Below are 25204 nucleotides of genomic sequence, written 5' to 3'. Positions count from 1 at the left end.
TGGGAGCGGTAATGCTGATAATAAGAGGAGGCTAGGAGGGGTTGCTAGTGACGAGGTGAATTTATCTTCATAATTAAAAAAATATGAGCAACCCCCTCTAACTCCCCCTTGTATTGATTATTTCGATCTCATGAGCATTAACGCTAAAGGGGGAGAACCATCCTTGTCGCTGTAATCACAGCGATCACCTCTGAATTCTACAAGGGAGCCTGCGACCGATCTGAACTCTGCTCTTTCCTTTAAATATTTACATCATAAACCCTTGCAATCCCCCCCTAAAAACCCCATTAATAAATCAAAGCCAAATCATGGCACTTTATTCTTAAATGGAAAATTATCAGGAGACGCCCAATGAATATCCGTCCTTTACATGACCGTGTGATCGTTGAACGCCAAGAAGTTGAATCAAAATCTGCAGGTGGCATCGTGCTAACTGGTTCAGCGGCTGAAAAATCAACGCGCGGTACTGTTCTAGCTGTTGGCAAAGGCCGCATCCTAGAGAATGGTTCTGTACAGCCATTAGACGTAAAAGTTGGCGATTCAGTAATCTTTGCAGAAGGTAATATCAAAGCAGAGAAGATCGAAGGTAAAGAAGTGTTGATCATGTCTGAATTTAACATCCTAGCGATTGTTGAATAATAGCACTCGTTGAGTAATTCGTTTTTCGAACTCAACTACTCTCGATATTAATAAGCGATATAAAGACAGATTTAAAAAGGAAAATAAAGATGGCTGCTAAAGACGTTAAATTTGGTAATGACGCACGAATCAAAATGCTAGAAGGTGTAAACGTTCTGGCTGACGCGGTTAAAGTAACTTTAGGTCCTAAAGGCCGTAATGTTGTTTTAGATAAATCATTTGGCGCACCAACGATCACTAAAGATGGTGTTTCTGTTGCTCGTGAAATCGAACTTGAAGACAAGTTCCAAAACATGGGTGCACAAATGGTTAAAGAAGTGGCTTCGCAAGCGAATGACGCGGCGGGCGACGGAACAACTACCGCAACCGTTCTTGCTCAAGCTATCATTGCTGAAGGCCTAAAAGCCGTTGCTGCTGGCATGAACCCAATGGATCTTAAACGTGGTATCGACAAAGCCGTTGTTGCTGCGGTTGAAGCACTTAAAGAGCTTTCTGTTCCATGTGCTGATACAAAAGCTATCGCACAAGTAGGTACTATCTCTGCAAACTCTGACTCTACTGTTGGTAATCTTATTGCTGAAGCAATGGAAAAAGTAGGTCGTGACGGTGTTATCACTGTTGAAGAGGGTCAAGCACTTCAAGACGAACTAGATGTTGTTGAAGGTATGCAGTTTGACCGCGGTTACCTATCTCCATATTTCGTAAACAACCAAGAAGCGGGTTCTGTTGATCTAGAAAGCCCATTTATCTTGCTGGTTGATAAAAAAGTATCAAACATCCGTGAATTGCTTCCAACTCTTGAAGCAGTAGCTAAGGCTTCTCGTCCTCTTCTTATCATCGCTGAAGATGTTGAAGGCGAAGCACTTGCTACTCTAGTTGTGAACAACATGCGTGGTATCGTTAAAGTTGCTGCGGTTAAAGCGCCTGGTTTTGGTGATCGTCGCAAAGCAATGCTACAAGACATCGCGGTTCTAACTGCGGGTTCTGTGATTTCAGAAGAGATTGGTCTAGAGCTTGAAAAAGTAGTTCTTGAAGATCTTGGTCAAGCGAAGCGTGTAACTATCACAAAAGAAACAACAACTATCATCGATGGTTCTGGTGAAGAGACAATCATTTCTGGTCGTGTTACTCAAATTCGTCAACAAATCGAAGACGCAACGTCTGACTACGATAAAGAAAAACTTCAAGAGCGTGTAGCTAAACTGGCTGGCGGTGTTGCAGTAATCAAAGTTGGTGCTGCTACTGAAGTTGAGATGAAAGAGAAGAAAGATCGTGTTGAAGATGCACTTCATGCAACTCGCGCTGCAGTTGAAGAGGGTGTTGTTGCTGGTGGTGGTGTTGCTCTTATCCGTGCTGCATCTAAAGTTGCTGGCCTTGAAGGCGACAACGAAGAGCAAAACGTAGGTATCCGTGTAGCACTTCGTGCAATGGAAGCGCCTATCCGTCAAATCACTAAGAATGCGGGTGAAGAAGATTCAGTAGTTGCTAACAACGTTCGCGCTGGTGAAGGTAACTACGGTTACAACGCTGCAACTGGCGTTTACGGTGACATGATCGAGATGGGTATTCTTGACCCAACTAAAGTAACGCGTTCTGCACTTCAGTTCGCTGCATCTGTTGCGGGTCTTATGATCACAACTGAAGCGATGATCACTGATAAGCCACAAGATTCTGGTCCTGCTATGCCTGATATGGGCGGCATGGGTGGAATGGGTGGCATGATGTAATCATCCCCATAAACTGATTCGCTTTATAGTGTAATTTGTTTGAAAAGCCGAGGCAGAGATGTCTCGGCTTTTTTGTGCGTAGGAAAGAGCACCCCCTCCCAGCCTCCCCCTTAGTAAAGGGAGGAGCCGATTGTAGTTGCTGTAATTTCAGCGATCACAATACAGTTCCTCCCTTTACTAAGGGGGGGGTTAGGGGGGCTGCTGCGATGATGGTGGAATTAAATTCATAGTGAGCTTGGTCATGTTTTGTTGGTTATTTACCTCCTCCCAGCCGCCTCCTTATTAAGGGGGAGGTGCTGATTGTAGTTGTTGTAATTTCAGCGTTCACAATACAGTCCCCTCCCTTTACTAAGGGGAGGGTTAGGGAGGGGCTATTGCGATGATGGTAGAAGTTATTCTGATTTTAATTGTTCTATATGCATTAAAATAAATTCGAGGACACCATCAATATTGCTCATGACATCCTGGTTTGTGAAGCGCAATACTGACATACCAAGATTGTGCATATATTCATTTCGAATAGCATCGTAGTTTTCAGCTTCCGGATTAAAGTGACTATCACCATCGAGTTCAATGACTAATTTATATTCAGCATTATAAAAATCACAAACATACCGACCAATACCATATTGGCGTCGAAATTTCACATTGAGTTGATTTCGTCGAAGTTTATTCCACAATATACGTTCTGCAGTTGGTACATCAGATCTCAGCTTTTGCCTGAGTGTTTTGTGTTTTGATTTATTATAAATAAGCGTCATTAGAATTCAGGTTTACTTAGTAAATGCTATAAACCATAGAAGTTCTAAATGGTAAAAGATAATGAAGAGTAAAGAGTTTCGATAGAGTTCAAAATTAACGTTTTTGCTTTTATAGTCTCCAATAATCATCCTCAACTCCGCTCTAAAAACAAAAAAGACCACAGGCTAATTAAATCCTGTGGTCTTTTTATTCTCAAGGACGAAGTCCGTCTAAAGCGAAGCGCTCTTAAGCAACTTGCTTGCGTCTTCGTTCTTTAATTAAGCTTTTGCTTCAGCTGCTGCTTTAGCGATAGCTGCAAAGCTTTTCGCGTCAAGAGCTGCGCCGCCAACTAGAGCACCATCGATGTCTGGTTGAGCGAAGTAAGCTGCAGCGTTTTCAGGCTTAACAGAACCGCCGTATTGGATAACAACGTTCTTAGCAACTTCTTCAGATTTCTCAGCAATGTGAGCACGGATTTGAGCGTGAATGCGTTGTGCATCGTCAGCTGTAGCCGCTTTACCAGTACCGATAGCCCAGATTGGTTCGTAAGCGATGATCGCGCCTTCAAGAGCTTCAACGCCTTGAGTGTTGATAACAGCGTCAAGTTGACGTGCACAAACTGCTACAGTTTCGCCAGCTTCGTTTTGAGCTTCAGATTCACCGATACAAAGAACAGGAGTTAGGCCGTTCTCTTTTAGGAATGCAAATTTCTTAGCAACAAACTCGTCTGATTCGTTGTGGTATTCACGACGCTCAGAGTGACCGATGATGATGTGAGTAGCGCCGAATTCTTTAAGCATAGCTGGAGACATGTCGCCAGTGAATGCACCGCTGTTGTTTAGGTCAGAGTTTTGAGCACCTAGGATGATCGCGCTGCCTGCTTCAGTAAGCGTACGCTCAGCAAGGTCAACAAAAAGTGCTGGTGGAGCAACTGCAACGTCTACGCCTGTAACGCCTTCAAGTTCAGCGTTAAGACCATTTAGTAGATCAACAACCATTTCTTTGCTGCCGTTTAGTTTCCAGTTACCCATAACTACAGGATGACGCATAGGATTCTCTCCAATTCAAATTAATGTAAAAAACTTTGCGTAAAAATATAACAGATTTTGCGACAGATTTAGTGTCTAAAATCATTTTTATGCATAATTTTAATGCTTTTATTTCGAAGTGCGAAAGATTATTAACTGAATAGGAGGTATTTATGACTGTTCTTAAGTGTGATTCATTAGGCACTTTTCTATTGAGGAGATTGTAACTAATTCCCTTTACCTTAATGATGGAAAAGTAATCACTTAATCAGCCGTATAAAAGGAAGTAACGATGCCGCATTTAGTTATGGAATATTCAAATTCAGCCGAAGAGCGCTTAAATATGCAAGGTCTACTAGAAGATTTGCATCAAGTAGCGATTGATTCGGAATTGTTCTCAACTAAAGATGTGAAATCCAGAGCGATTCGAGTGCACTCTTGGTTGGTGGGAGATAAGGGAAATAGTGTTGACTTTATTCATCTCACGTTGGAATTATTATCAGGTCGCACAACGGAGCAAAAAAGAGATCTAAGTCGTGCTTTGATGGAGGTATTGGCAGATCAGGCAAGTCACATTGATAGCTTAACTATCAATGTGCGTGATATGGAGCAAGAGAGCTTTCAAAAAATAGGGTAATACCTAAATTTATTTAAGACTATATTATTAATGTTTAGTGTGGTTATTGGTGTTTGGAAATTGAATAACCTCTGCTGCTTGATGTTCATTAATCGGTTTATTTAATGAATTTGCAAAACGAACAAATTGCTTCCCTAATTCATGCCCTAATAATATGTTGATGTGATTAGGGTTATTACCTCGTTCAATGATTCTATCAATGTGACTTTGTTGTGCAAGTAACGGTCCTTGGTGATCTTTCGGTACGCTCTCGATGAACTCCATACTAAGTTGACGACGTAATGCTTCCAACTGTTCAGGATCTTTTTCTGCTAATGCTTTGAGTTCGTCAAATGAAGGTAAGACTGTTTGATGATATGAATGCGGCATTGGCTGACTCCTTGTCTTTTGAACAATATAATCAGCTTAGTTGGCGTTTTCAGATTTTGAGAAAGTGGAATAGGGGATATTGAAGGGCTGTCTCTATTTTGAGAGGGGAGGTCAGGGTTCGGAGGTGAACGCTGTAATTACAGCGTTCACAATACAGTTCCTCCCCTTGATAGGTATATTTTTGAGATTAGTGATGTTGATATAAGGGGAGGCTAGGAGGGATTGTTAATGATGAATCTTGGTTTATCTGAATAACATAAATATTATATAAGAAACCCCCTCTAACTCCCCCTTGTTATTGAGTGTGTCTATCTCATAAATAAAGTGTTCAAGGGGGAGAACCGTTCTTTGGTTACTGTAACTACAACGAATATATCTGAATCTTTTACTCGCTTTTGTTCTTATAGAAGCTGCGCTAGTTAGCGCTGTGTATAGTATTTAGTCTAACCACGAGCACCTCTGAACTCAGCAAGGGAGTCTGCGACCGATCTGAAACCGAACTCTCTAAAACAAAAAACCGCAGATGCTTTCGCATCCACGGTTTCAAATTTACGTCACAGGAGCTAGGCCAATAGGACCGCTCTTCCCGCTTTTAATTAAAGGATAAAATCTCTAACTTCTTTGTCTTTACGCTCTAGATAATGAATCGATTTAATACGACGAATTGTACGACAGCGACCACGGATAAGCAGTGTCTCAGTTGTCGCAATATTACCTTGGCGAGTAATACCTTCTAGTAAGTCACCTTTCGTGATCCCCGTTGCTGCGAAAACAACATCATCGCTGCGTGCCATGTCTGTCATTTTTAAGATAACGTTCGCTTTCACGCCCATTTCTTCACAACGCTTTAATTCTTCTTCACCGTGAATACGGTTTTCTTCTGTATCGCCTTTTACTTCATGACGAGGAAGAAGGCGAGCTTGCATGTCACCATCTAAAGCTCGAATAACCGCAGCAGAAACCACCCCTTCAGGTGCGCCACCGATGCAATACATTACGTCAACTTCGCTATCTGGCATACACGTTAAGATCGATGCTGCTACATCACCATCAGGCACAGCAAATACGCGAACACCCATCTTCTGCATTTTAGCAATCGTCTCGTCATGACGAGGTTTAGCAAGCGTGGTTACGACTAGCGTATCCAGTGTTTTTCCTAGTGCTTTAGCGATGTTTTCTAGATTTTCTTCTAGAGAAAGAGCCAAGTCGATAGCGCCTTTAGCACCAGGACCAACAACCAACTTCTCCATATACATATCAGGTGCTTTTAAGAAGCTACCTTTTTCACCAGCCGCCAATACAGCAAGAGCATTTGATTGGCCCATTGCTGTCATGCGAGTGCCTTCGATAGGGTCAACCGCGATATCAACCGCGTCGCCACCAGTACCAACGTGCTCGCCAATATATAGCATAGGTGCATCATCGATCTCACCTTCACCAATAACAATCTCGCCACTGATATCAGTTTTGTTCAGAAGTGTACGCATTACTTCAACAGCAGCACCATCAGCAGCGTTTTTATCGCCACGGCCAAGCCATTTGTAACCTGCCAGTGCGGCACCTTCAGTAACTCGAGAAAAAGCCATTGCTAAATCGCGTTTCATATTTGCTCCGAATAAATCGATGAATTTAAAAATCGCGGAGATTTTATCACAACAAAAAGGGAAACGTTTGCTTTTTGGGTTAAGAATCTTATATTTTAAAAATTATCACTCTACGTGATAGATGGTAAGTTGTGCTTTAACTCAAATAATGTATTGAAATTTCTAGTTTTGGTATGAAGTTCGTTTTAATCTTAAGAAAGTAAGTTAGATGTTGGTAAAAATTGCTGTTTTTTTGTTCATATAATGCATTTTAATGAATAACACTATGGCAGAATTACAATTGCTGAGTAGAATAGAAAATAAGTCGGCAGAGAATATATATTTTCTGCATCTCAATGAATATTACAGTTAAGGTGGCAGGAATGTCTTTAGAAATATTAGAACAACTAGAAGCTAAAGTTCAGATGGCAGTAGATACAATCGCACTGCTACAAATGGAAGTTGAAGAATTAAAAGAAACGAACGCTGAGCTAACTCAAAATCTTGAGCAAGCAAACAACGGTCGTTCTGAAGTTGAGCAAGAAGCTCAAAAAGCACGTGATGACCAAGCTCAGTTTGAAGCTCGCATCCGTGGTCTACTAGGTAAGATGGAAGAAGTAGAGTAATTCTATTTTTGTCGTCATAGCTTTCATTATTTCTGCGTTGTCGATGCTCACTTACTATCGTAAGCTCCGCGTCTCCGCCTTGAACTAATGGAATCTATTTAGCCAAAATTTAGAATTGGTTAAAATGAAATGAATTTGAACCGTAGGTGTGAAAGCACCTGCGGTTTTTTTTGATCCTAGAAACTATACGCTGCGCTGACTAGATCGCTTTGTTTCTATAAGAGCAAAAAGCGAGGGTTCAGGTATCAGGAGGAGATGCAGTGGTGCTTTTGCTTTTAGCTCCTCCCCTTTATCGCAGCTGTTACTTGGTTGTGAGTATCAATATAAGGGGAGAACCATTTTTTATCGCTGTAATCTCAACGATCACCTCTGAACTCTAGCTCTACTCTTCTTCACCCATCTCTTCCAACGGCTCTTGAGATATTACTATTCCCGTAGAATCCGCATACAGATGATCTTCAGGTAAGAAAGTCACACTACCAAAGTTAACCGCTACATCAATTTCACCGATATTCTTCTTTGCTGCACCAACAGGGATAGATGCGAGTGCTTGGATACCGATATTAATTTCTTCTAGGTAATCGACTTCACGAATACAACCATAAATCACCAAGCCTTCCCAACCATTGTGAGCGGCTTTTGCGGCTAAGTCGGCATCAATAAGAGCGCGACGTAATGAACCTCCGCCATCAACTAATAATACTCGGCCTTCGCCTTTTTCATCCAATAGTCGGCTGATCAGTCCATTATCTTCAAAACATTTAATAGTCGTAATTTGCCCAGAAAACGAACTTTTAGCACCATAGTGGCTGAACATTGGTTCAACAACATCAACGAGATCTAAATAAATGTCACAAAGTGCAGAAGTATTGTATTCCATGATGATGCCTACCTTTTTTTGGTGTTAGTTCTCTCTAGAGCTTCTTAATATACGGGCTTAATAAGTCATTACTATGATAAATAACAAGCTTATATGGATAAATAAAGACCGATTGAAAACAAAATATTAGTGAACAGCGCGCATTGCACTACCGTTCCCATCATTGGTCTGATGGCTTCACCGTTTGGTGCACGTATAACTGACACGACATGATTAAGCACGAATGGGGTAATTGCTAAAAATAACCACCCCGTTAATGAATGGATTTGAGTCGCACTGAAAATGGCAAGACAGATAAAGCTGACTGCTATAATAATCGCGTGATATTTACGACCCCAAGCCGCTCCCATACGAACTACAAGCGTCATTTTTCCACACGCTTCATCATTTTCAATATCTCGTAAATTATTAATATTTAAGACAGCAACTGCTAATAGACCACAAGCAACAGCGGGTAAAAATAATGCGGTAGATAAATGACCTGTATGCAAGTAATAAGTACCTGCAACACCAAGTAAGCCAAAGAAGATAAAGACTGAAATATCACCTAAACCACGATAGCCATAAGGTTTATCTCCCATTGTATAAGCAATAGCAGCCCCAATAGCTAATAAACCAAGAGCAATAAAGCCAATGATATCCATCGCTTGGTTAAGAGAAATAAACACTAATGTTAAGCCACTAATAATCGTAAGAATGATATTAATGCCAATGGCTTTTTTCATTGTTTCTTGAGTCACTAACCCCGATTGCATTGCTCGTTGTGGACCAAGGCGATCATCATTATCAGTGCCTTTTACTGCGTCACCATAATCATTAGCAAGGTTAGATAAAATTTGTAATAAGGTTGCAGTAACAAATGCCATGAGGGTGATGGTTGCAGAAGCATGGTTATTCCAATATGCCAATGCCGAGCCTGTCATAATAGATGCAAGCGCAAGGGGAAGTGTTTTAGGTCGAGCAGCACTGAGCCAAATAGCAAAAGGAGAAGTTTTCATAGCATCGCAAAAATAGTGAATAGACTCTCTATTATTCACTATTTTTGGAAGAACCCCAAATTTGAAAGTAAAAGAGGGGAAGGATTACCCTATTTTTCCAGTTTCAATCAGTTGCTGAAGTAATGGACGAATGATTAATTCCATCGCAAAACTCATTTTCCCCCCCGGAACCACAAGTGTGTTATGGCGAGACATAAAAGACCCATCAATCATGGCTAGCAGGTAAGGGAAATCAACATTACGTATGCCACGGAAACGGATCACCACAAAGCTTTCATCTAAGCTTGGAATGCCTTTGGCGTTAAGTGGGTTTGATGTATCGACCGTTGGTACTCGTTGGAAGTTAATATGGGTGCGTGAAAACTGTGGCGTAATGTAATTAAGATAATCATCCATTGAGCGAACAATTGAGTCCATTACCGCTTCTCGTGAATGACCACGATCACGAGTATCTCGAACGAATTTTTGGATCCACTCAAGGTTTACAATCGGTACCATGCCAATCAATAAGTCAACGTGCTGAGAAACATCAATCTCACCGTCCATAACGCCGCCGTGTAATCCTTCATAAAAAAGAACATCGGTATTATCTGGAAGATCTTGCCATGGAGTAAAGGTGCCTGGCATTTGATTAAATGGAACGGCCTCGTCAAAGGTGTGTAAGTAACGGCGATACTGTCCTGTGCCATCAAGACCATATTGACGGAAGAACTGTTCAAGAGCTGGAAAATCATTCGCTTGAGGACCAAAGTAGCTGATGTGTTTACCTTGTTCTTTGGCTTTACGGATTTCGACGTCCATCTCAGGACGAGTGAATCGATGGAAACTATCTCCTTCAAGCCACGATGCTTTGATGTCCATCATATTGAACATCTTACGGAAGGCTTCAGAGGTGGTGGTGGTACCAGCACCAGAGGAGCCAGTAACGGCAATAATTGGATGTTTAGCGGACATGACAAACCCTGTCTATAATTCTTGGCATCAAGCCTTGATAGCGAAGATGTTATAACAGGGTTGCCGTAAATGATACGTTATCGTTTAAAATTTGTGAGTGATTGAAAGTGATTATTCAAACTCATGATTCGTTAGATTAGGGTTAAAACGTGCTTTGGTTTGAATATCAACGGTTTCATGTAACTCTGAGAAAACAACCATTGCCTCACCATTTTTTAATAACAGTGCGATTTGAGCTATTTTATCCTGATGGCTGCATTCCATTTCACCGTAATCGGTGCCTTCACGAAGAACAAATTCTGATATTAAGTTTTCTAGGGTTTCTGGTGCGATATCTTGCCAAGGAATGATCATACTACTTACTCATCCATTTTATTAACGATTAGGGTTAGATGATTTTTTGAAACCACTGGTTTACGGTTGTCTCTAACCAAAAGTTTGGTTTGGTAAATGAGCCATTAATAAAGCCCACATGACCGCCATTTTCTGTTAGTTGATAGTGTACACAGTTAGGCAGGGTATGAGTAGGGATCACGGCTGTCGTCATAAAAGGATCATCTTTAGAGTGGATAATTCGGGTCGGAATATCGATGTTATCTAAAAACTGTAAACCGCTGCATTGTTGATAATAATCTTGTGCGTTTTGATAGCCATGCATTGGTGCAGTAAGTAAATTATCAAACTGCAATAAGTCAGGAATTGCAGCTATCATTGCTTTATCTAAACCAACAATCGCTTTTCTATTTCCGTTTATCTTACGGATACTACTGGCTTTTAATGAGCGTAATAAATACGTTTGATAAATACGAGAAAAACCGTGCTGAATACGTTCTGAGCAGGCAGCCAAGTCTAATGGTGCAGAAATAACGGTTGCTGCATTCAATAATGTGTTTGTTTTGTACTTGGCGAGATAATTGACTAGCATATTACCACCCAGAGAGATCCCAGTAGCAACTTTAACTTGTTGTGGAAAGCGGTTATCTAACATTTGAATAAAGAAACGAGCGTCTTCGGTTTCACCTGAGTGATATGCCCTAGCTAAACGGTTTGGTACGTCACTGCAGCCTCGAAAGTGCATCATTACGCCTAACCAACCTTGTTCTTTGGCGGCGGCGAGTAATCCATTCGCGTATGGGCTTTCAAAGCTGCCTTCTAAACCATGAAATAAAATGAAGATGGGTTTATCTCCGGCTTTATTCGGATTTTCGCTCCATGCTAAATCGACAAAATCACCATCAGGTAGCTCTAAACGCTGCCAATATGCATTAAACAGAGGGTTTCTACGCAATAAACGTGGTAATAAGGTTTGGATATGTGCGTTGGATAATCCTGAGGCAGGAATGAATGAGTCCATCATGAATTAGGATCCCTTTTTAGCTTGTAGAGAAAGATATAATGAATCGGCATTGAGTGAGGAGCAATAAGTCTGTAATAAACTGCCGTGTTGGTTTGCTTGCATCAATTCAATACGTAGAACCGTATCAATAAGATCAGCTTGTTGTTGTTTTTCTAATTGCAGTTCAAACTGAAGAGCTTGTTGATAAAGAGATATGTCCACCGTTTGTTTGATCTGTTTTCTTAATGATCGATAAGAGGTAAGTAGGGTATCTGTTGTAATTAGTGCTTTCTTAAAATAGGGAATATGCACTGACGGGAATGCAATATAAAGGGAATCAAGCCAGTGTAAAAGTAGAGCAAGATTCACATTGCCTTGATACTGATCCTGTAAGATGAGAGCGGCTGATTGTACATCTTGATTCTTATAATGGGATAACGAGAAAGTCCAAAAGGCTTCGCAAGTAAGCAAAGCCTTTTGTTGTTTACTGATTGGAAGGTTATAGCTGAGAGGCATTCTCTTTTTCTTCAATTTGTTCTTGAAGATCCATCCATTCCATTTCGACTTCTTCAAGCTCCGATTTTGCAGATGCTTGAATGGCTAATACTTCAGTTAAGCGTTTTTTGTTTTCGGCTTCATACAAAGACACATCACCCAGTTCTTCTTCAGATTGGCTTAGCGCTTCATTTAGCTTATCCATTTTCTTTTCAAGCTTAGTCACTTCTTTACGTAGTGGTGCTATTTGCTTTCTGAATTCGGCTTCTTTACGTTTTTGCTCTTTTTTATCTGCCGCACTTAAACTGGTAGAGGTGCTTGGGCTATCTTGTTTATCTTGTTGCAGTTGTTCTTTACGCTCGGTCTTATTTTGTTCTGTTAGCCATTTGTAGTAATCCGTTAAGTCACCATCAAAAGGCACGACTTGGCGATCATGAACTAAATACAAGTCATCAGTAGTTGCACGCAGCAAATATCTATCATGGCTTACGATAACCATTGCACCTTCAAAGGTTTGCAGTGCCATAGTTAAGGCTTGGCGCATATCCAAATCAAGGTGGTTGGTTGGTTCATCGAGTAGCAGCATGTTTGGTTTTTGCCATACAACAAGTGCTAATACTAAACGTGCTTTTTCGCCACCAGAGAAAGGCCCAATTTTATCGAGCGCTTTTTCACCTTGGAAACCAAAACTCCCTAAATAGTCTCGTAATTGTTGCTCTGTGTGATTAGGTGCAATTTGCATAAGGTGTTGCAGTGGTGTTTCTTCTACATGCAGAGTTTCTAATTGGTGCTGTGCAAAGTAACCAATTTTTACGCCTTGAGAATAATTAAATACGCCACTTTGTGGTGCTAACTCTCCAGAGAGTAATTTTATTAGTGTTGATTTACCTGCGCCATTGCGGCCTAGTAGACCAATGCGGCTACCCGGAACAAGGTTCAAACGAATTTGCTCTAGAATAGTGTTGTTTTCGTAGCCGGCACTCACTTCATCCATCATTAAGATTGGGTTTGGCAGAGCATCAGGTTCTCTAAAGTTAAAACTGAATGGGTTATCTAATTGTGCTGGTAGCACTTTTTCCATTTTCTCTAATGCTTTAATACGGCTTTGTGCTTGGCGAGCTTTTGAGGCTTTATAACGGAAGCGGTCGATATATGACTGCATGTGTGACATGTTCTTTTGTTGCTTCTGATATTTAGCTTGTTGCAGTACCAGTTTCTCAGCACGTTGCACTTCAAATGACGAGTAGTTACCTGTGTATTCGTTTAATTGCTGATTCTCAACATGAATAATACGGTTGATAACAGGATCAAGAAAATCACGGTCATGAGAAATTAGCATTAAAGTGCCAGGGTAGTTTTGTAACCAACGCTCTAACCACATTACCGCATCTAAATCTAAGTGGTTGGTAGGTTCATCAAGTAACAATAGGTCTGAGCGACAAATTAGGGCTTGAGCCAAGTTTAATCGCATACGCCAACCACCAGAGAACTGAGTTAGATTCCACTCCATCTGCTGTTGTGAAAAGCCTAAACCATTAAGTAACTCAGCGGCGCGTGAGTTAATTGTATAACCACCAGCAATGTCTATTTTGCTATGAAGTTCAGCAACCAAGGTGCCGTTATCTGCGGCTTCTGCTTTCAGTAGCTGTTCTTCTAAACCACGGAATTCTCTATCACCATCAATAACGTAATCAATCGCTTTGCGTTCTAGTGCTGGAGTTTCTTGAGCAACCCATGCCATTTCCCAGTTTTGAGGTACGCGGTTTGAACCGGCATCAACACTCAATTCGCCTTTAATAAGTGCAAAAAGAGTGGATTTACCACAGCCATTTTTTCCGACTAAACCAACTTTGTCACCGGGATGAATGGTGGCAGAGGCTTGTTCTAGTAATGGCTTTCCGCCACGAAGTAATTGAATGTCTGAAAACGTAATCATGCTGTGGTGTTCTTCTCTTGTTGGCAAAATGGTGAATACGGAGAGCATAGTAGGCGGAAGAGCGAAGATTGTCGATATAGAAATAGTCTGTATGATGAGAGGATAGTAGGGTATGTTGATATTTTGTGATAATTTTTAATTGTGAAAGCCCAATTCATCCTAATCTAAAATAATAAGAAGAGAAGTCTAGAAAGGAATTTATGACTCAGTTGCCTAGAATATTAGTTATCCTCGCTCATCCTGATCCGGAACATTCGATTGCCAATAAGGCGATCTTATCCGTATATCAAAATTTACCGCATGTCACTGTGCATGATCTTTATGCTCATTATCCTGAATTTTTTATTGATGTTATTTATGAGCATGAATTATTAGCACAGCACGATATCATCGTTTTTCAACACCCTCTTTATCTTTATTCTTGCCCTTCATTATTAAAAGAGTGGATGGATTGTGTGCTTGGAAAGGGATTCGCCTATGGTGAGGGTAATGCTTTAAAGGGTAAACAGTGGCGCAGTGTAATTACTGCCGGTGGTATTGAAGAGGCTTTTTCTGAAACGGGTTATAACCAATATTCAATGGATGATATTTTAATTCCTTTTAAGATCACCGCAGCTTTGTGTCAAATGGAGTGGTTAACCCCATCAATTCAATATTGGGCTCGAAAAATCACGATAGAGAAACGTCAGCAATTTATTGATGAATATAGACAATGGCTAGTAAACCCTAAAGGAGAAAGCTAATGGCAGGAGATTGGCTACATACCAGTTCTATATTTTTAGCGGCGGCTGTTGTAACTGTTCCTTTAGCCCAACGATTTGGCCTAGGTGCCGTACTTGGTTATTTACTTGCAGGGATTGCGATTGGTCCTTGGGGATTACAACTCATATCAGATGTTGATGCGATCTTGCACTTTTCTGAGTTTGGCGTTGTGTTACTTCTCTTTTTGATTGGACTAGAGTTAAATCCAAATAAATTATGGAAGATGCGAAAACCTATTATTGGGCTTGGTGGTAGCCAGGTTGTTGTGACGTCTTGTGTGATTACCGCAACCATGATGTTTTATGGTTTAACGTGGCAAGTGAGTGTTGTTATAGGCATGGGGTTGGCTTTGTCATCTACCGCGATTGCATTGCGAGTAATTGAAGAACGTAAATTGTCGGGTTCTGAAAGTGGCCAATCTGGTTTTGCCGTTTTGTTATTTCAAGATATCGCAGTGATCCCTATGCTTGCGATATTGCCTGTACTTGCTGGTGGTGCGAGTGGCAATTGGCTAGACGGTTTATGGATTTTGGTTGGTGTAATAGGTATTTTCACTCTTGGTCATTTTTTACTGAGACCGTTGTTTAGTTATGTAGTAAAAAGTGGTGCTAGAGAACTGTTTACAGTTGCCGCATTGCTTTTGGTTATTGGTGTTTCTGCTGCGATGAAACAACTGGGTTTATCGATGGCTCTCGGTGCATTTCTGGCTGGGGTGTTGCTGGCTGAGAGTGAGTTTCGCCATGAATTAGAAGTGGCGATTGAGCCATTCAAAGGTTTGTTATTAGGCTTGTTCTTTATTGCGGTAGGAATGTCGGTAAATTTAGGATTATTACTGCAATACCCATTAGAGATATTGGCTGCTGTTGCTTTGTTAGTATCATCAAAAGGGTTATTGCTTTATGGATTAGCGCGTTTGTTTGGTACTCAAGCTAAAGCTCGTAGCCAGATGGCAATGATATTAAGTCAAGGTGGGGAGTTTGCTTTTGTGCTTTTTACAGCGGCGCAAATGGAAGGGTTATTAAGTCGAGAGTTAACCGCCTTTTTATTAGTCGTAGTGAGCTTGTCTATGATGACAACGCCATTATTACTGATTGCTCAAGATAAGTGGTTTGCGAGAACATTAAACAGTGAAGAGGAAATGCCACAATCAGATTTTACTCATGCGACTCAGCCTAAAGTGATTATCGCGGGCTTTGGCCGTTTTGGACAAATCGTCGGGCGTTTGCTGTTTGCAAATAAAATTAAACTGACAATTTTAGAAAGCGACCCAAGCCAAATCCGTTTATTGAGAAAATTTGGTTATAAAGTGTATTACGGTGATGCTACTCAAGTTGAGCTATTACGAGCAGCTGGCGCAGAAAAAGCAGAGGCGATTGTAGTATGTAAGACAGACCCACAAAAAGTGATGGATGTGGTGGCATTGTGCAAACAACATTTTCCACATCTAAAAATATTAGCAAGGGCGAGAAGTCGAGTTGAGGCTTATGAGTTACTAAATGAAGGGGTAGATCACTTTTCACGAGAAACTTTTTATGGTGCCCTTGATTTAGGCCGACAAACCCTCACATCTTTGGGTATGCATCCTTATCAGGCCAAACGTGCAGAATCGCATTTTAAAAAGTTAGATGTTGCTATGCTAAAAGAATTGTTACCATTGCATTCAGATGACAAGGTTCTGGCTTCTAAAGCAAAAGCAGCTCGAATAGAGTTAGAAGAAATTTTTGGCTTGGAAATGGAAAACGAGCGTACTGCCCAAAATCATTGGGACTAATTTCTATACTGACTTTGAAAGGTATAGCTAGCACAAGGATATTAGCCGTGAAAAAACGATTTATTGCGGGTGCGATTTGTCCATCATGTAGCACAACAGATACGCTACGTTGGTGGGAAGAAAGTAATATTGAACATGTCGAGTGTGTGGAATGTGGTCATACAGACCGTAAAACACCAAAATCGATAGAAAAAACCAAACATGCGCAAGATGATGTTATTGGTGTTTTTAAGCCTGAATAGTATTATGTTGCAACACTGAATACCATCCACTAGTGCCAAGTGCATCCGGAGTTAAAATGAAAATTGAAAAGAATGTTGTTGTAAGCCTTGCATACCAAGTAAAAACTGAAGAAGGCGTAGTTGTTGATCAATCAACAGTAGAAGCTCCTCTTGATTACCTACATGGTCACAACAACCTAATCGTTGGTCTTGAAAAAGCACTTGAAGGTAAAGTTGCAGGCGATAAATTCAGCATCACTGTTACTCCTGAAGAAGCATACGGCGAGCACATGGATGAGATGGTTCAACGTGTTCCTGCGAACGTATTCCAAGGTGTTGAGCAAATCGAAGTTGGTATGCGTTTCCTTGCTGATACAGATCAAGGTCCAATCCCTGTAGAAGTTACTGAAGTTGACGGCGACGAAGTTGTTGTTGATGGTAACCACATGCTTGCTGGCCAAACACTAGGCTTTGAAGTTGAAGTTGTAGCACTACGTGAAGCAACTGAAGAAGAAGCGGCGCACGGCCATATTCACCAAGAAGGTGGCTGTGGTCACGATCACGGACACGACCATGATCACGAAGGCGGTTGTTGTGGTGGCGAAGGCCATTCTCACGAGCACAAAGAAGATCACGAATGTTGTGGTAGCGGTAACTGTTCTAAGTAATTTTTTAAGAACAGGGTTCAGCTCGCTACGCTAAAGGGCGGACTTCGTCTTTAAGAATTAAGAAGATCACAGGTGTTGAGCCTGTGGTCTTTTTTTTTGAGTTTAAGTAAGAGGGTTGTAGGATTCAGCGGGGAGCTTTTGACTTTAGCTCCTCCCCCTTATTAAGGGGAGGGAACAGTGTATTACTCGCTGTAATTACAACGATCACTTTGTTTATGCTTTTCTCAAACGAAGCGTCTCAAGGCGAAGCCGTCTTGAGCATTGCGTCCTTCTTCTTCCTGAAACCTGCTCTTAATAATGCGGTGGTGGTGTTTCTTCTGAGGCATCCGCCATACTTGATGTATCCATCGTTTTCATTTTACCAACCATGAACTTCATCTGAACTTGCATATTAGTGATCAGTAATTGTTGCTGAGATAACGCATCGTTTAACTCTTCAACGGTTTGTTCTTGAAACGCCATTTGACACTCCAAATCACTGATCTTATCTTCTAATCTTTTAATATCTGTTGTCATTATCTTATCAACCAAGCTTGAGCGATTCCGGCTGAGGTGGCAGAAATGACTCTTTGTTTTTTATCAATGGCGACATCATACACTACCGCTGTTGGTGGGCGTGCATCTTTTAATGGCTCGGCGCGCCATTGTTCTTGTTTCTTACCTGAGAGAGTATCCCATAACATGATGCTGCCAGCGGGTGAGCCTGTGATTAGATACTTTCCATCATCGCTAAAACGAGCACTAGAAAAAACTTGTTGGCGAGCAAAGGTACTGAGTTCTGTAATTTTATCCCCAGTTTTTAAATCCCAAATAAAGGCTTCATTACCACCATCAGCTGTGAGTGCGTATTTTCCGTCTCGTTGTAGAGCGATTTGACTAACGCGTTTTTCATGCTCGAATGTACGTAGAATTTGACCTGTTTGAGTATCCCAAAAATATGCAAAGTGATCGTTACCACCTGAGAGAGCAAATTTTCCATTAGCTGATAAAGCGACTGAGTTTACTTTTTCTTGATGAGCGAGAAATTCAAGTCTGCGTCCTGTTGCTAAATCAATATAAATGGCTTTACCGTTAGATAAGCCAAGCAATATTTGTTGGCCATTACTCGATATGTCGACATCACGAATAATACCATCAGAAATAGACCATAACCCCTCGGAGACTCCCATGCCTAAATCCCAGACGGCAAAATTAGTTTGAGTTGCTGTAATGGCAAAGCGCGAGTTATCAGAAATGGTTATATGAGAAACGGTCGAATCATGCTGATCTTGAGCACCAAAATAGGTTAACTCTTTATTATCGACGAGATCCCAAAAATGCAGTCCGCTTTTTATTTCGCTGTCAGTATTTGCAGCATTTGATCCTTCTTTGACGAAGAAAAGCCCAAAGCGAGCATCGCGGCTTAAAGCAAAACTGGTTGTGCCTTGTGTTGCCATTTCCCATCGTTGAACGTCAGAATTGTTAAAGAAACAACCCACTAATGTCAACGTAATGACAAAAATTGCAGTGTATTGAGAGATAACGCGCATCAAATTGAACTACTCGTTTGTAATGTGTCTATAAGTACTAGTATATTGTGATGAATGTTATTTCGCATCTTTATCTAAAAAATTGAATAAAAAATTGAGGCAAGACCTCAAATAATCGGAGTTTTGAAATGAAATCTATCTTTAAAGTATCGCTACTTGCTGCAACTGTTGCATTCGTTGTTGGTTGTCAGAAAGAAGAAGCACCAAAAACAGAAGCAACTACGTTACCTGCAAAAATTGAAGCACCAGCAGAAGGTGCAACGGCATCAACATTTGCATCTGAAGATGAAAAAGCAGGTTATGCAATTGGTGCATCACTAGCTAAATACCTAAACTCTAATTTAGAGAAACAAACAGAACTTGGTTTAGACCTTAAAAAAGCAGATGTACTTGCAGGTGTTACTGACGTATTCAACGGCAAAGAACGTCTAACCGATGAAGAAATTCAAGGTGCTCTACAAGCGCTAGATCAACGTGTTGCTGAAATCGCACAGAAGAAAGCCGCTGCTGAATCTGAAGCAAACATTAAAGCCGGTGCTGATTACCGTGCAGAGTTTGAAAAACAAGACGGTGTAATGAAAACTGAATCAGGTCTTCTATACCAAGTAATTACTCCAGCTGAAGGCCCTAAACCAAAAGCGACAGATACTGTAGTTGTTCATTACTCAGGTACGCTAATCGATGGCACTAAGTTTGATAGCTCTTATGATCGTAACCAACCAGCTACTTTCCCTCTAAATGCAGTAATTCCTGGTTGGACAGAAGGTGTTCAACTTATGAATGTTGGTTCTAAGTATAAGTTTGTTATCCCTGCTGAGTTAGGTTATGGCGCTCAAGGTAACCAAGCGATCCCTGCAAACTCAACATTAGTATTCGATGTTGAATTGCTAGAAATTAAAGATGCAGCAAAACCTGCAAAATAATCTTAGCAATAAATAATCTAAACTTTGTTTTAGATCACTGAATTAACCCCAGCACTGGCTGGGGTTTTTTATTTTCATGCAAATATTCTGATAAACTTGATGGAATTATTTTAAGCAACTGGCTTTTTTGCTCGTTGGATAAATGGATATTAAGTTGGTGTATATGAATATTGAGAATATCGCAGAAGAAAGTTTATCTGAGGTAGTACCATTTACAGAGTTTGATCATCATATTTTACGCTCGTATGAAGCCGTTGTTGATGGTATCGCTAGTTTAATTGGTAGCTATTGTGAAATTGTTCTGCACTCATTAGAAGATATCAATAAATCAGCGATTAGAATTGCTAATGGTGAGAATACAGGCCGAAAAGTGGGTTCTCCTATTACCGATTTGGCTTTGCAAATGCTGAAAGATATTCAGCGTTCGAAACGTAATTTTTCACGTTCATACTTCACTCGAGCTAAAGGTGGAGTGCTGATGAAATCGATCACAGTAGCTATTCGCAATGGTGATGAACGTATAATTGGTTTGTTATGTATTAATATCAATTTAGATGCGCCTTTCTCTCAAGTCTTACATTCTTTTATGCCAAGTGAAGAAGCAAATGAAGCGGCTTCAAGTGTTAATTTTGCTAGTGATGTTGATGAACTAGTAGATCAAACCGTTAAACGTACTATTGATGAAATTAATGCAGATAAAGAAGTCGGCAATAATGCTAAAAATAAGCAAATTGTAATGGATTTATACGATAAGGGTATTTTTGACATTAAAGATGCTATTAATCGTGTTGCGGATCAATTGAATATTTCTAAACATACTGTGTACCTTTATATTCGTCAGAGAAAAACTGAGGATGGTGAAAAGTGAGTTTGCGCTATGGACTTGTTGTTAATGGACCTGCTTATGGAACTCAAGCGTCTAGACAAGCTTTTCAGTTTGCACAATCGCTTGTTAAGCAAGGTCACCAGTTAGAAAAAGTCTTCTTTTATCAAGATGGGGTGCTTAATGCCTCATCATTAATTTTACCTGCTAACGATGAGTTTGATCTTACTAAAGCTTGGCAAGCATTGGCACAAGAACACAATGTAGAATTAGAGACTTGTGTTGCGGCTGCATTACGCCGTGGCGTCATCGGTCAAGAAGAAGCTGAACAACATAAGATAGAACAGCATAACCTAGCGCAAGGCTTTCAACAGGCTGGTTTAGGTGGTCTAGCTACGGCATTGCTGAAGTTTGATCGTGTGATTCAATTTTAATTTTTGAGTATTAGTATAATAGGCAAGTCATGAATCGTATTGGATTTGTATTTCAAAGTTCACCGCACTCAACGACGAAGGGCAGGGAAGGGCTAGATGCTATTCTTGCGGCTTCTGCATACAGTGAAGATATTCAAATTTTCTTTATTGGGGATGGGGTATTCCAATTATTAGAAAATCAGCAACCAGAACTTGTATTGTCACGTGATTATGTTGCTGGATTTAAAATGTTGTCGTTATATGATCTTGAAGAGACATATGTATGTCAAACTGCATTACAGAATCGAGGTTTGAAAGACAATAACTTATTGATTGATGCAGATGTTATAACAAATCAAGAGATTAATGAGAAATTATCACGATGTGCTCAAGTGATGGTGTTTTAAATTATGCTGCATATTTTAACGAAAAAAGAGAACATCCAAGCGCTCTATTGTAATGAGTTACCAATAAATACCACACATGATGTGCTTTTATTAACGCAAGAGAGTGTTTATGCGGGAATATTGGATCATAAAGATCATGCATTGATCCTTTCGTTTAAACAATGCTATTTATTGCAAGAAGATGTAGAGGCTAGAGGGGTTAAATCATTAATTGATGATAAAATTCAACTGGTTAATTATGACTTCTTTGTATCGTTAACCCAAGATCATTCACCTATAATGACTTGGTAATCATGTGTTATGTTCGAGAAACATAAATTATTTTTAAATTGTTTATTAATAGTGCTGTATATTTCTTGACACATATCACGTTCAGCCTTAGAATTTCGCGTCCCTATTTCCATAGGGATATAGATTTTTCAAAAGTTTTCGAACCTCTAATCAGGAGCTATTTTAATGGCAACTATTAACCAGTTGGTACGCAAGCCACGTGCAAAGCAAGTTGTTAAAAGCAACGTGCCTGCGCTAGAAGCGTGTCCACAAAAACGTGGTGTATGTACTCGCGTATATACTACTACTCCAAAAAAACCGAACTCAGCTTTACGTAAAGTATGTCGTGTTCGTTTAACTAACGGCTTTGAAGTTACTTCATACATCGGCGGCGAAGGTCACAACCTTCAGGAGCACTCAGTTGTTCTTATCCGTGGTGGTCGTGTTAAAGATTTACCAGGTGTGCGTTACCACACTGTTCGTGGTGCACTTGACTGTGCAGGCGTAAACGATCGTAAGAAAGGTCGTTCTAAGTACGGTGTGAAACGTCCTAAGTCTTAATGGAATCCGTTAAGTAAGGCCAAACACTAAATATTTGTAATTTGAAGAAACTGAAAAGTTTTGGATAACCTGAAGACAACAACGGAGATATTCCATGCCACGTCGTCGCGTAATAGGCCAACGTAAGATCCTTCCAGATCCTAAGTTCAAATCTGAGCTGTTGGCAAAATTTGTAAACATCGTAATGGTTGACGGTAAGAAATCAACTGCTGAAAAAATCGTTTACGGTGCACTAGAATTAATGGCTGAGAAATCTGGTAAAGATCACTTAGCTGTATTCGAAGAAGCTCTTGAAAATGTTCGTCCATCGGTGGAAGTTAAATCTCGCCGTGTGGGTGGTTCAACTTACCAAGTTCCTGTAGAAGTACGTCCGGTTCGCCGTAACGCACTTGCTATGCGTTGGATGGTTGAAGCTGCGCGTAAGCGTGGTGAAAAATCTATGGCTCAACGTCTTGCTAACGAAATGTTAGACGCGTCTGAGAACAAAGGTACTGCGGTTAAGAAACGTGAAGACGTTCACCGTATGGCTGATGCTAACAAAGCATTCGCTCATTACCGCTGGTAATACCGAAGGTGCAGCAGTCCTTGCTGCACCTTACTTCTTTCTTTCCCATTTAGTAAAACACTTAGCCATTATCGCTATTTCAATGCATTTGCGTTGGGAAATAGCAATAATCCCTAAGATAAGAGGATACAACCGTGGCTCGAAATACACCTATTGAGCGCTACCGTAATATCGGTATCTGTGCTCACGTAGATGCAGGTAAAACTACTACTACTGAGCGTATTCTATTCTATACTGGCCTTTCTCATAAAATCGGCGAAGTTCACGATGGTGCTGCTACCATGGACTGGATGGAGCAAGAGCAAGAGCGTGGTATCACTATTACCTCTGCGGCAACTACGACTTTCTGGCGTGGTATGGATGCCCAATTTGACGATCACCGTATTAATATCATCGATACTCCTGGACACGTTGACTTCACAATCGAAGTAGAACGTTCTTTGCGTGTACTTGATGGTGCGGTTGTTGTGTTCTGTGGCTCATCGGGTGTAGAACCTCAATCTGAAACAGTATGGCGCCAAGCGAATAAATACGGAGTTCCTCGTATTGTATTCGTAAATAAGATGGACCGTGCTGGAGCTGATTTCTTACGTGTTGTAGGCCAAATTAAAAATCGTCTTGGTGCTAATCCTGTTCCTATCCAACTAAATATTGGTGCAGAAGAAGATTTCAGAGGTGTTGTTGACCTTATCAAGATGAAAACAATCAACTGGAATGAAGCCGACCAAGGCATGACCTTCACTTATGAAGACATTCCTGCTGATATGCAAGAACTTGCAGATGAATGGCGTCAAAACCTAGTTGAAGAAGCTGCTGAAGCCTCTGAAGAACTGATGGACAAATACCTTGAAGGTGAAGAGCTGTCAGAAGAAGAGATTAAAGGCGCATTACGTACTCGTACATTAAATAACGAGATTGTATTAGCAACTTGTGGTTCTGCATTCAAAAACAAAGGCGTTCAAGCGGTTCTTGATGCTGTTATTGAATTTTTACCTGCACCAGTTGATGTTCCTGCAATTAAAGGCATCGATGAAAACGACAATGAAGTTGAGCGTCATGCAGACGACAACGAACCATTTGCAGCGTTAGCATTCAAAATTGCAACTGACCCATTCGTAGGTACGTTGACTTTCATGCGTGTTTATTCTGGTGTTGTTAATACTGGTGACGGTGTTTATAACTCAGTAAAACAAAAGCGTGAACGTTTTGGCCGTATTGTTCAGCTTCATGCTAATAAGCGTGAAGAAGTGAAAGAGATACGTGCTGGTGATATTGCTGCGGCGATTGGTTTAAAAGACGTAACGACAGGTGACACACTGTGTGATCAAAACGCAAAAGTAATTCTTGAGCGTATGGAATTCCCAGAACCGGTTATTCAAATCGCAGTTGAACCAAGAACACTCGCTGACCAAGAAAAAATGGGTATCGCACTAGGTAAACTAGCGGCAGAAGACCCATCTTTCCGTGTAGAAACGGACAAAGAATCAGGACAAACACTGATTTCTGGCATGGGTGAGCTACACTTAGATATTATCGTTGATCGTATGAAACGTGAATTCAGTGTTGAATGTAACGTTGGTAAGCCTCAAGTAGCATATCGTGAAACTATCCGTGGAAGTGCGGAAGTGGAAGGTAAGTTCGTACGTCAATCTGGTGGTCGCGGTCAATACGGCCACGTATGGCTAAAAATCGAACCATCACAACCTGATGAAGGTTTCGTGTTTGTTGACGAAATCGTAGGTGGTGCTGTTCCTCGTGAATACATCAGCTCAGTAGCAAAAGGTATCGAAGAGCAAATGAATAACGGCGTGTTAGCAGGCTATCCTGTACTCGACGTTAAAGCTACGCTGTTTGATGGCTCATACCACGATGTTGACTCCAATGAAATGGCGTTCAGGATCGCTGGTTCAATGGCATTCAAGAAAGGTGCGCTTGAAGCACAACCTGTTATTCTTGAACCAATGATGAAAGTTGAAGTAACCACTCCAGAAGACTGGATGGGTGATGTTGTTGGTGATTTAAATCGTCGCCGTGGCATGATTGAAGGTATGGACGATGGCATTGCTGGATTGAAAACAATCCGTGCTCAAGTTCCACTTTCTGAAATGTTTGGTTATGCAACATCTCTACGTTCTGCGACACAAGGTCGAGCATCTTATTCTATGGAATTCTCCGAATATGGCGAAGTTTCGAAGAATGTAGCCGACAGAATCATCGCTGAACGCGGATAAAATACTCAATACCCTTGCGTCAAGAGCAATTGACGCATAAAATAGCAAATTCTGGCGCGCCTTATCACTGTTCGATAAGGCGAATCATAACTAGGAAGGAACACGATCGTG

General features: G+C 40.8%; 29 protein-coding genes. 16 read left to right on the top strand and 13 right to left on the bottom strand.

The window, feature by feature from the left end:
* Positions 1-351: 351 nt before the first annotated feature.
* Both BTO23_RS18990 and groL read left to right on the top strand, forming a co-directional pair.
* Positions 352-639, top strand: coding sequence for a co-chaperone GroES (locus BTO23_RS18990; protein ID WP_060993308.1), 288 nt, complete (start codon positions 352-354; stop codon positions 637-639).
* Positions 640-728: 89 nt separating this feature from the next.
* Positions 729-2366, top strand: coding sequence for a chaperonin GroEL (groL, locus tag BTO23_RS18985; RefSeq protein ID WP_060993307.1), 1638 nt, complete (start codon positions 729-731; stop codon positions 2364-2366).
* Between the two features lie 392 nt (positions 2367-2758).
* Here groL and BTO23_RS18980 read toward each other — a convergent pair whose 3' ends face one another.
* Together BTO23_RS18980 and tpiA are read right to left on the bottom strand one after the other, a co-directional pair.
* A complete protein-coding gene (locus BTO23_RS18980) occupies positions 2759-3127 on the bottom strand; it encodes an endonuclease domain-containing protein (protein ID WP_060993306.1) in 369 nt (122 codons plus the stop codon).
* 258 nt (positions 3128-3385) lie between these two features.
* Positions 3386-4156, bottom strand: coding sequence for a triose-phosphate isomerase (tpiA, locus tag BTO23_RS18975; protein ID WP_060993305.1), 771 nt, complete (start codon positions 4154-4156; stop codon positions 3386-3388).
* A gap of 271 nt (positions 4157-4427) precedes the next feature.
* Here tpiA and BTO23_RS18970 point away from each other — a divergent pair, with 271 nt between their 5' ends.
* Positions 4428-4772, top strand: coding sequence for a 5-carboxymethyl-2-hydroxymuconate Delta-isomerase (locus BTO23_RS18970; RefSeq protein ID WP_060993304.1), 345 nt, complete (start codon positions 4428-4430; stop codon positions 4770-4772).
* A gap of 27 nt (positions 4773-4799) precedes the next feature.
* Here the strand turns inward: BTO23_RS18970 and BTO23_RS18965 are convergent, their stop codons facing one another.
* Positions 4800-5141: a DUF3135 domain-containing protein gene (locus tag BTO23_RS18965; RefSeq protein ID WP_060993303.1), complete on the bottom strand. Its 342-nt coding sequence runs from the start codon at positions 5139-5141 to the stop codon at positions 4800-4802.
* Between the two features lie 596 nt (positions 5142-5737).
* Complete coding sequence (glpX, locus tag BTO23_RS18960; protein WP_060993302.1) at positions 5738-6745, bottom strand: class II fructose-bisphosphatase; 1008 nt, start codon at positions 6743-6745, stop codon at positions 5738-5740.
* Between the two features lie 362 nt (positions 6746-7107).
* On the opposite strand from glpX, the gene zapB reads away from it, so the two are divergent.
* A complete protein-coding gene (zapB, locus tag BTO23_RS18955; RefSeq protein ID WP_060993301.1) occupies positions 7108-7350 on the top strand; it encodes a cell division protein ZapB in 243 nt (80 codons plus the stop codon).
* 382 nt (positions 7351-7732) lie between these two features.
* On the opposite strand, the gene rraA is transcribed toward zapB, so the two are convergent.
* From rraA to BTO23_RS18920, 7 genes are all read right to left on the bottom strand, one after another.
* On the bottom strand, positions 7733-8230 hold the full coding sequence (rraA, locus tag BTO23_RS18950) for a ribonuclease E activity regulator RraA (protein WP_060993300.1): 498 nt from the start codon (positions 8228-8230) through the stop codon (positions 7733-7735).
* Positions 8231-8319: 89 nt separating this feature from the next.
* Positions 8320-9228, bottom strand: a complete 909-nt coding sequence (locus tag BTO23_RS18945; protein WP_061004834.1) for a 1,4-dihydroxy-2-naphthoate polyprenyltransferase — start codon at positions 9226-9228, stop codon at positions 8320-8322.
* Between the two features lie 84 nt (positions 9229-9312).
* Complete coding sequence (locus tag BTO23_RS18940) at positions 9313-10182, bottom strand: phosphoribulokinase (RefSeq protein WP_060993298.1); 870 nt, start codon at positions 10180-10182, stop codon at positions 9313-9315.
* 111 nt (positions 10183-10293) lie between these two features.
* Positions 10294-10536 carry a YheU family protein gene (locus tag BTO23_RS18935; RefSeq protein WP_060993297.1) on the bottom strand — a complete coding sequence of 81 codons (243 nt, stop codon included), beginning with the start codon at positions 10534-10536 and terminating at the stop codon, positions 10294-10296.
* A 34-nt stretch (positions 10537-10570) separates the two neighbouring features.
* Positions 10571-11539, bottom strand: a complete 969-nt coding sequence (locus BTO23_RS18930) for a hydrolase (protein WP_105064330.1) — start codon at positions 11537-11539, stop codon at positions 10571-10573.
* Positions 11540-11542: 3 nt separating this feature from the next.
* Entirely contained in the window at positions 11543-12034 is a 492-nt protein-coding gene (locus tag BTO23_RS18925) for a TIGR02444 family protein (protein WP_105064329.1), read from the bottom strand.
* Positions 12018-13949: an ABC transporter ATP-binding protein gene (locus tag BTO23_RS18920; protein ID WP_105064328.1), complete on the bottom strand. Its 1932-nt coding sequence runs from the start codon at positions 13947-13949 to the stop codon at positions 12018-12020. The genes BTO23_RS18925 and BTO23_RS18920 overlap by 17 nt, the downstream gene beginning before the upstream one ends.
* 200 nt (positions 13950-14149) lie before the next feature.
* Between BTO23_RS18920 and kefG the strand changes: the two genes are divergently transcribed.
* Genes kefG through slyD form a run of 4 tightly spaced genes read left to right on the top strand, consistent with a single transcriptional unit; the run spans position 14150 to position 17371 of the window.
* Entirely contained in the window at positions 14150-14692 is a 543-nt protein-coding gene (gene kefG, locus BTO23_RS18915) for a glutathione-regulated potassium-efflux system ancillary protein KefG (protein ID WP_105064327.1), read from the top strand.
* Positions 14692-16482 carry a glutathione-regulated potassium-efflux system protein KefB gene (gene kefB / locus BTO23_RS18910; RefSeq protein ID WP_061004825.1) on the top strand — a complete coding sequence of 597 codons (1791 nt, stop codon included), beginning with the start codon at positions 14692-14694 and terminating at the stop codon, positions 16480-16482. The genes kefG and kefB overlap by 1 nt, the downstream gene beginning before the upstream one ends.
* A 47-nt stretch (positions 16483-16529) precedes the next feature.
* Positions 16530-16724: a YheV family putative zinc ribbon protein gene (locus BTO23_RS18905; protein WP_060993292.1), complete on the top strand. Its 195-nt coding sequence runs from the start codon at positions 16530-16532 to the stop codon at positions 16722-16724.
* Between the two features lie 56 nt (positions 16725-16780).
* Complete coding sequence (slyD, locus tag BTO23_RS18900; protein WP_060993291.1) at positions 16781-17371, top strand: peptidylprolyl isomerase; 591 nt, start codon at positions 16781-16783, stop codon at positions 17369-17371.
* Between the two features lie 291 nt (positions 17372-17662).
* Here slyD and BTO23_RS18895 read toward each other — a convergent pair whose 3' ends face one another.
* Both BTO23_RS18895 and BTO23_RS18890 read right to left on the bottom strand, forming a co-directional pair.
* The gene (locus tag BTO23_RS18895) at positions 17663-17887 is read right to left on the bottom strand and encodes a SlyX family protein (RefSeq protein WP_060993290.1); all 225 of its coding nucleotides are present in this window, start codon (positions 17885-17887) and stop codon (positions 17663-17665) included.
* The gene (locus BTO23_RS18890) at positions 17887-18900 is read right to left on the bottom strand and encodes a WD40 repeat domain-containing protein (protein WP_105064326.1); all 1014 of its coding nucleotides are present in this window, start codon (positions 18898-18900) and stop codon (positions 17887-17889) included. Before BTO23_RS18890 ends, BTO23_RS18895 begins: the two co-directional genes overlap by 1 nt.
* A 128-nt stretch (positions 18901-19028) precedes the next feature.
* Here BTO23_RS18890 and fkpA point away from each other — a divergent pair, with 128 nt between their 5' ends.
* The 8 genes from fkpA (at position 19029) to fusA (ending at position 25093) form a co-directional block, all read left to right on the top strand.
* Positions 19029-19823: an FKBP-type peptidyl-prolyl cis-trans isomerase gene (fkpA, locus tag BTO23_RS18885; protein ID WP_060993288.1), complete on the top strand. Its 795-nt coding sequence runs from the start codon at positions 19029-19031 to the stop codon at positions 19821-19823.
* A 163-nt stretch (positions 19824-19986) separates the two neighbouring features.
* Positions 19987-20691 carry a helix-turn-helix transcriptional regulator gene (locus BTO23_RS18880; protein ID WP_060993508.1) on the top strand — a complete coding sequence of 235 codons (705 nt, stop codon included), beginning with the start codon at positions 19987-19989 and terminating at the stop codon, positions 20689-20691.
* Positions 20688-21080 (top strand): sulfurtransferase complex subunit TusD, encoded by a 393-nt coding sequence (gene tusD / locus BTO23_RS18875; protein WP_061004819.1) that lies wholly within the window; start codon positions 20688-20690, stop codon positions 21078-21080. Before BTO23_RS18880 ends, tusD begins: the two co-directional genes overlap by 4 nt.
* 29 nt (positions 21081-21109) lie before the next feature.
* Positions 21110-21466: a sulfurtransferase complex subunit TusC gene (gene tusC / locus BTO23_RS18870; RefSeq protein WP_060993286.1), complete on the top strand. Its 357-nt coding sequence runs from the start codon at positions 21110-21112 to the stop codon at positions 21464-21466.
* Positions 21467-21469: 3 nt separating this feature from the next.
* A complete protein-coding gene (gene tusB / locus BTO23_RS18865) occupies positions 21470-21757 on the top strand; it encodes a sulfurtransferase complex subunit TusB (RefSeq protein ID WP_105064325.1) in 288 nt (95 codons plus the stop codon).
* A 165-nt stretch (positions 21758-21922) separates the two neighbouring features.
* Entirely contained in the window at positions 21923-22297 is a 375-nt protein-coding gene (rpsL, locus tag BTO23_RS18860; protein ID WP_005417208.1) for a 30S ribosomal protein S12, read from the top strand.
* A 94-nt stretch (positions 22298-22391) separates the two neighbouring features.
* Positions 22392-22862, top strand: a complete 471-nt coding sequence (rpsG, locus tag BTO23_RS18855) for a 30S ribosomal protein S7 (protein WP_060993284.1) — start codon at positions 22392-22394, stop codon at positions 22860-22862.
* A gap of 134 nt (positions 22863-22996) precedes the next feature.
* Positions 22997-25093: an elongation factor G gene (gene fusA / locus BTO23_RS18845; RefSeq protein ID WP_060993283.1), complete on the top strand. Its 2097-nt coding sequence runs from the start codon at positions 22997-22999 to the stop codon at positions 25091-25093.
* Positions 25094-25204 lie beyond the last annotated feature (111 nt).

Source organism: Aliivibrio sifiae (assembly GCF_002954715.1).
Lineage (GTDB): Bacteria > Pseudomonadota > Gammaproteobacteria > Enterobacterales > Vibrionaceae > Aliivibrio > Aliivibrio sifiae.
The sequence above is the reverse complement of the archived record's forward strand: the minus strand, read 5'-3'. Positions and strand labels throughout refer to the sequence as shown.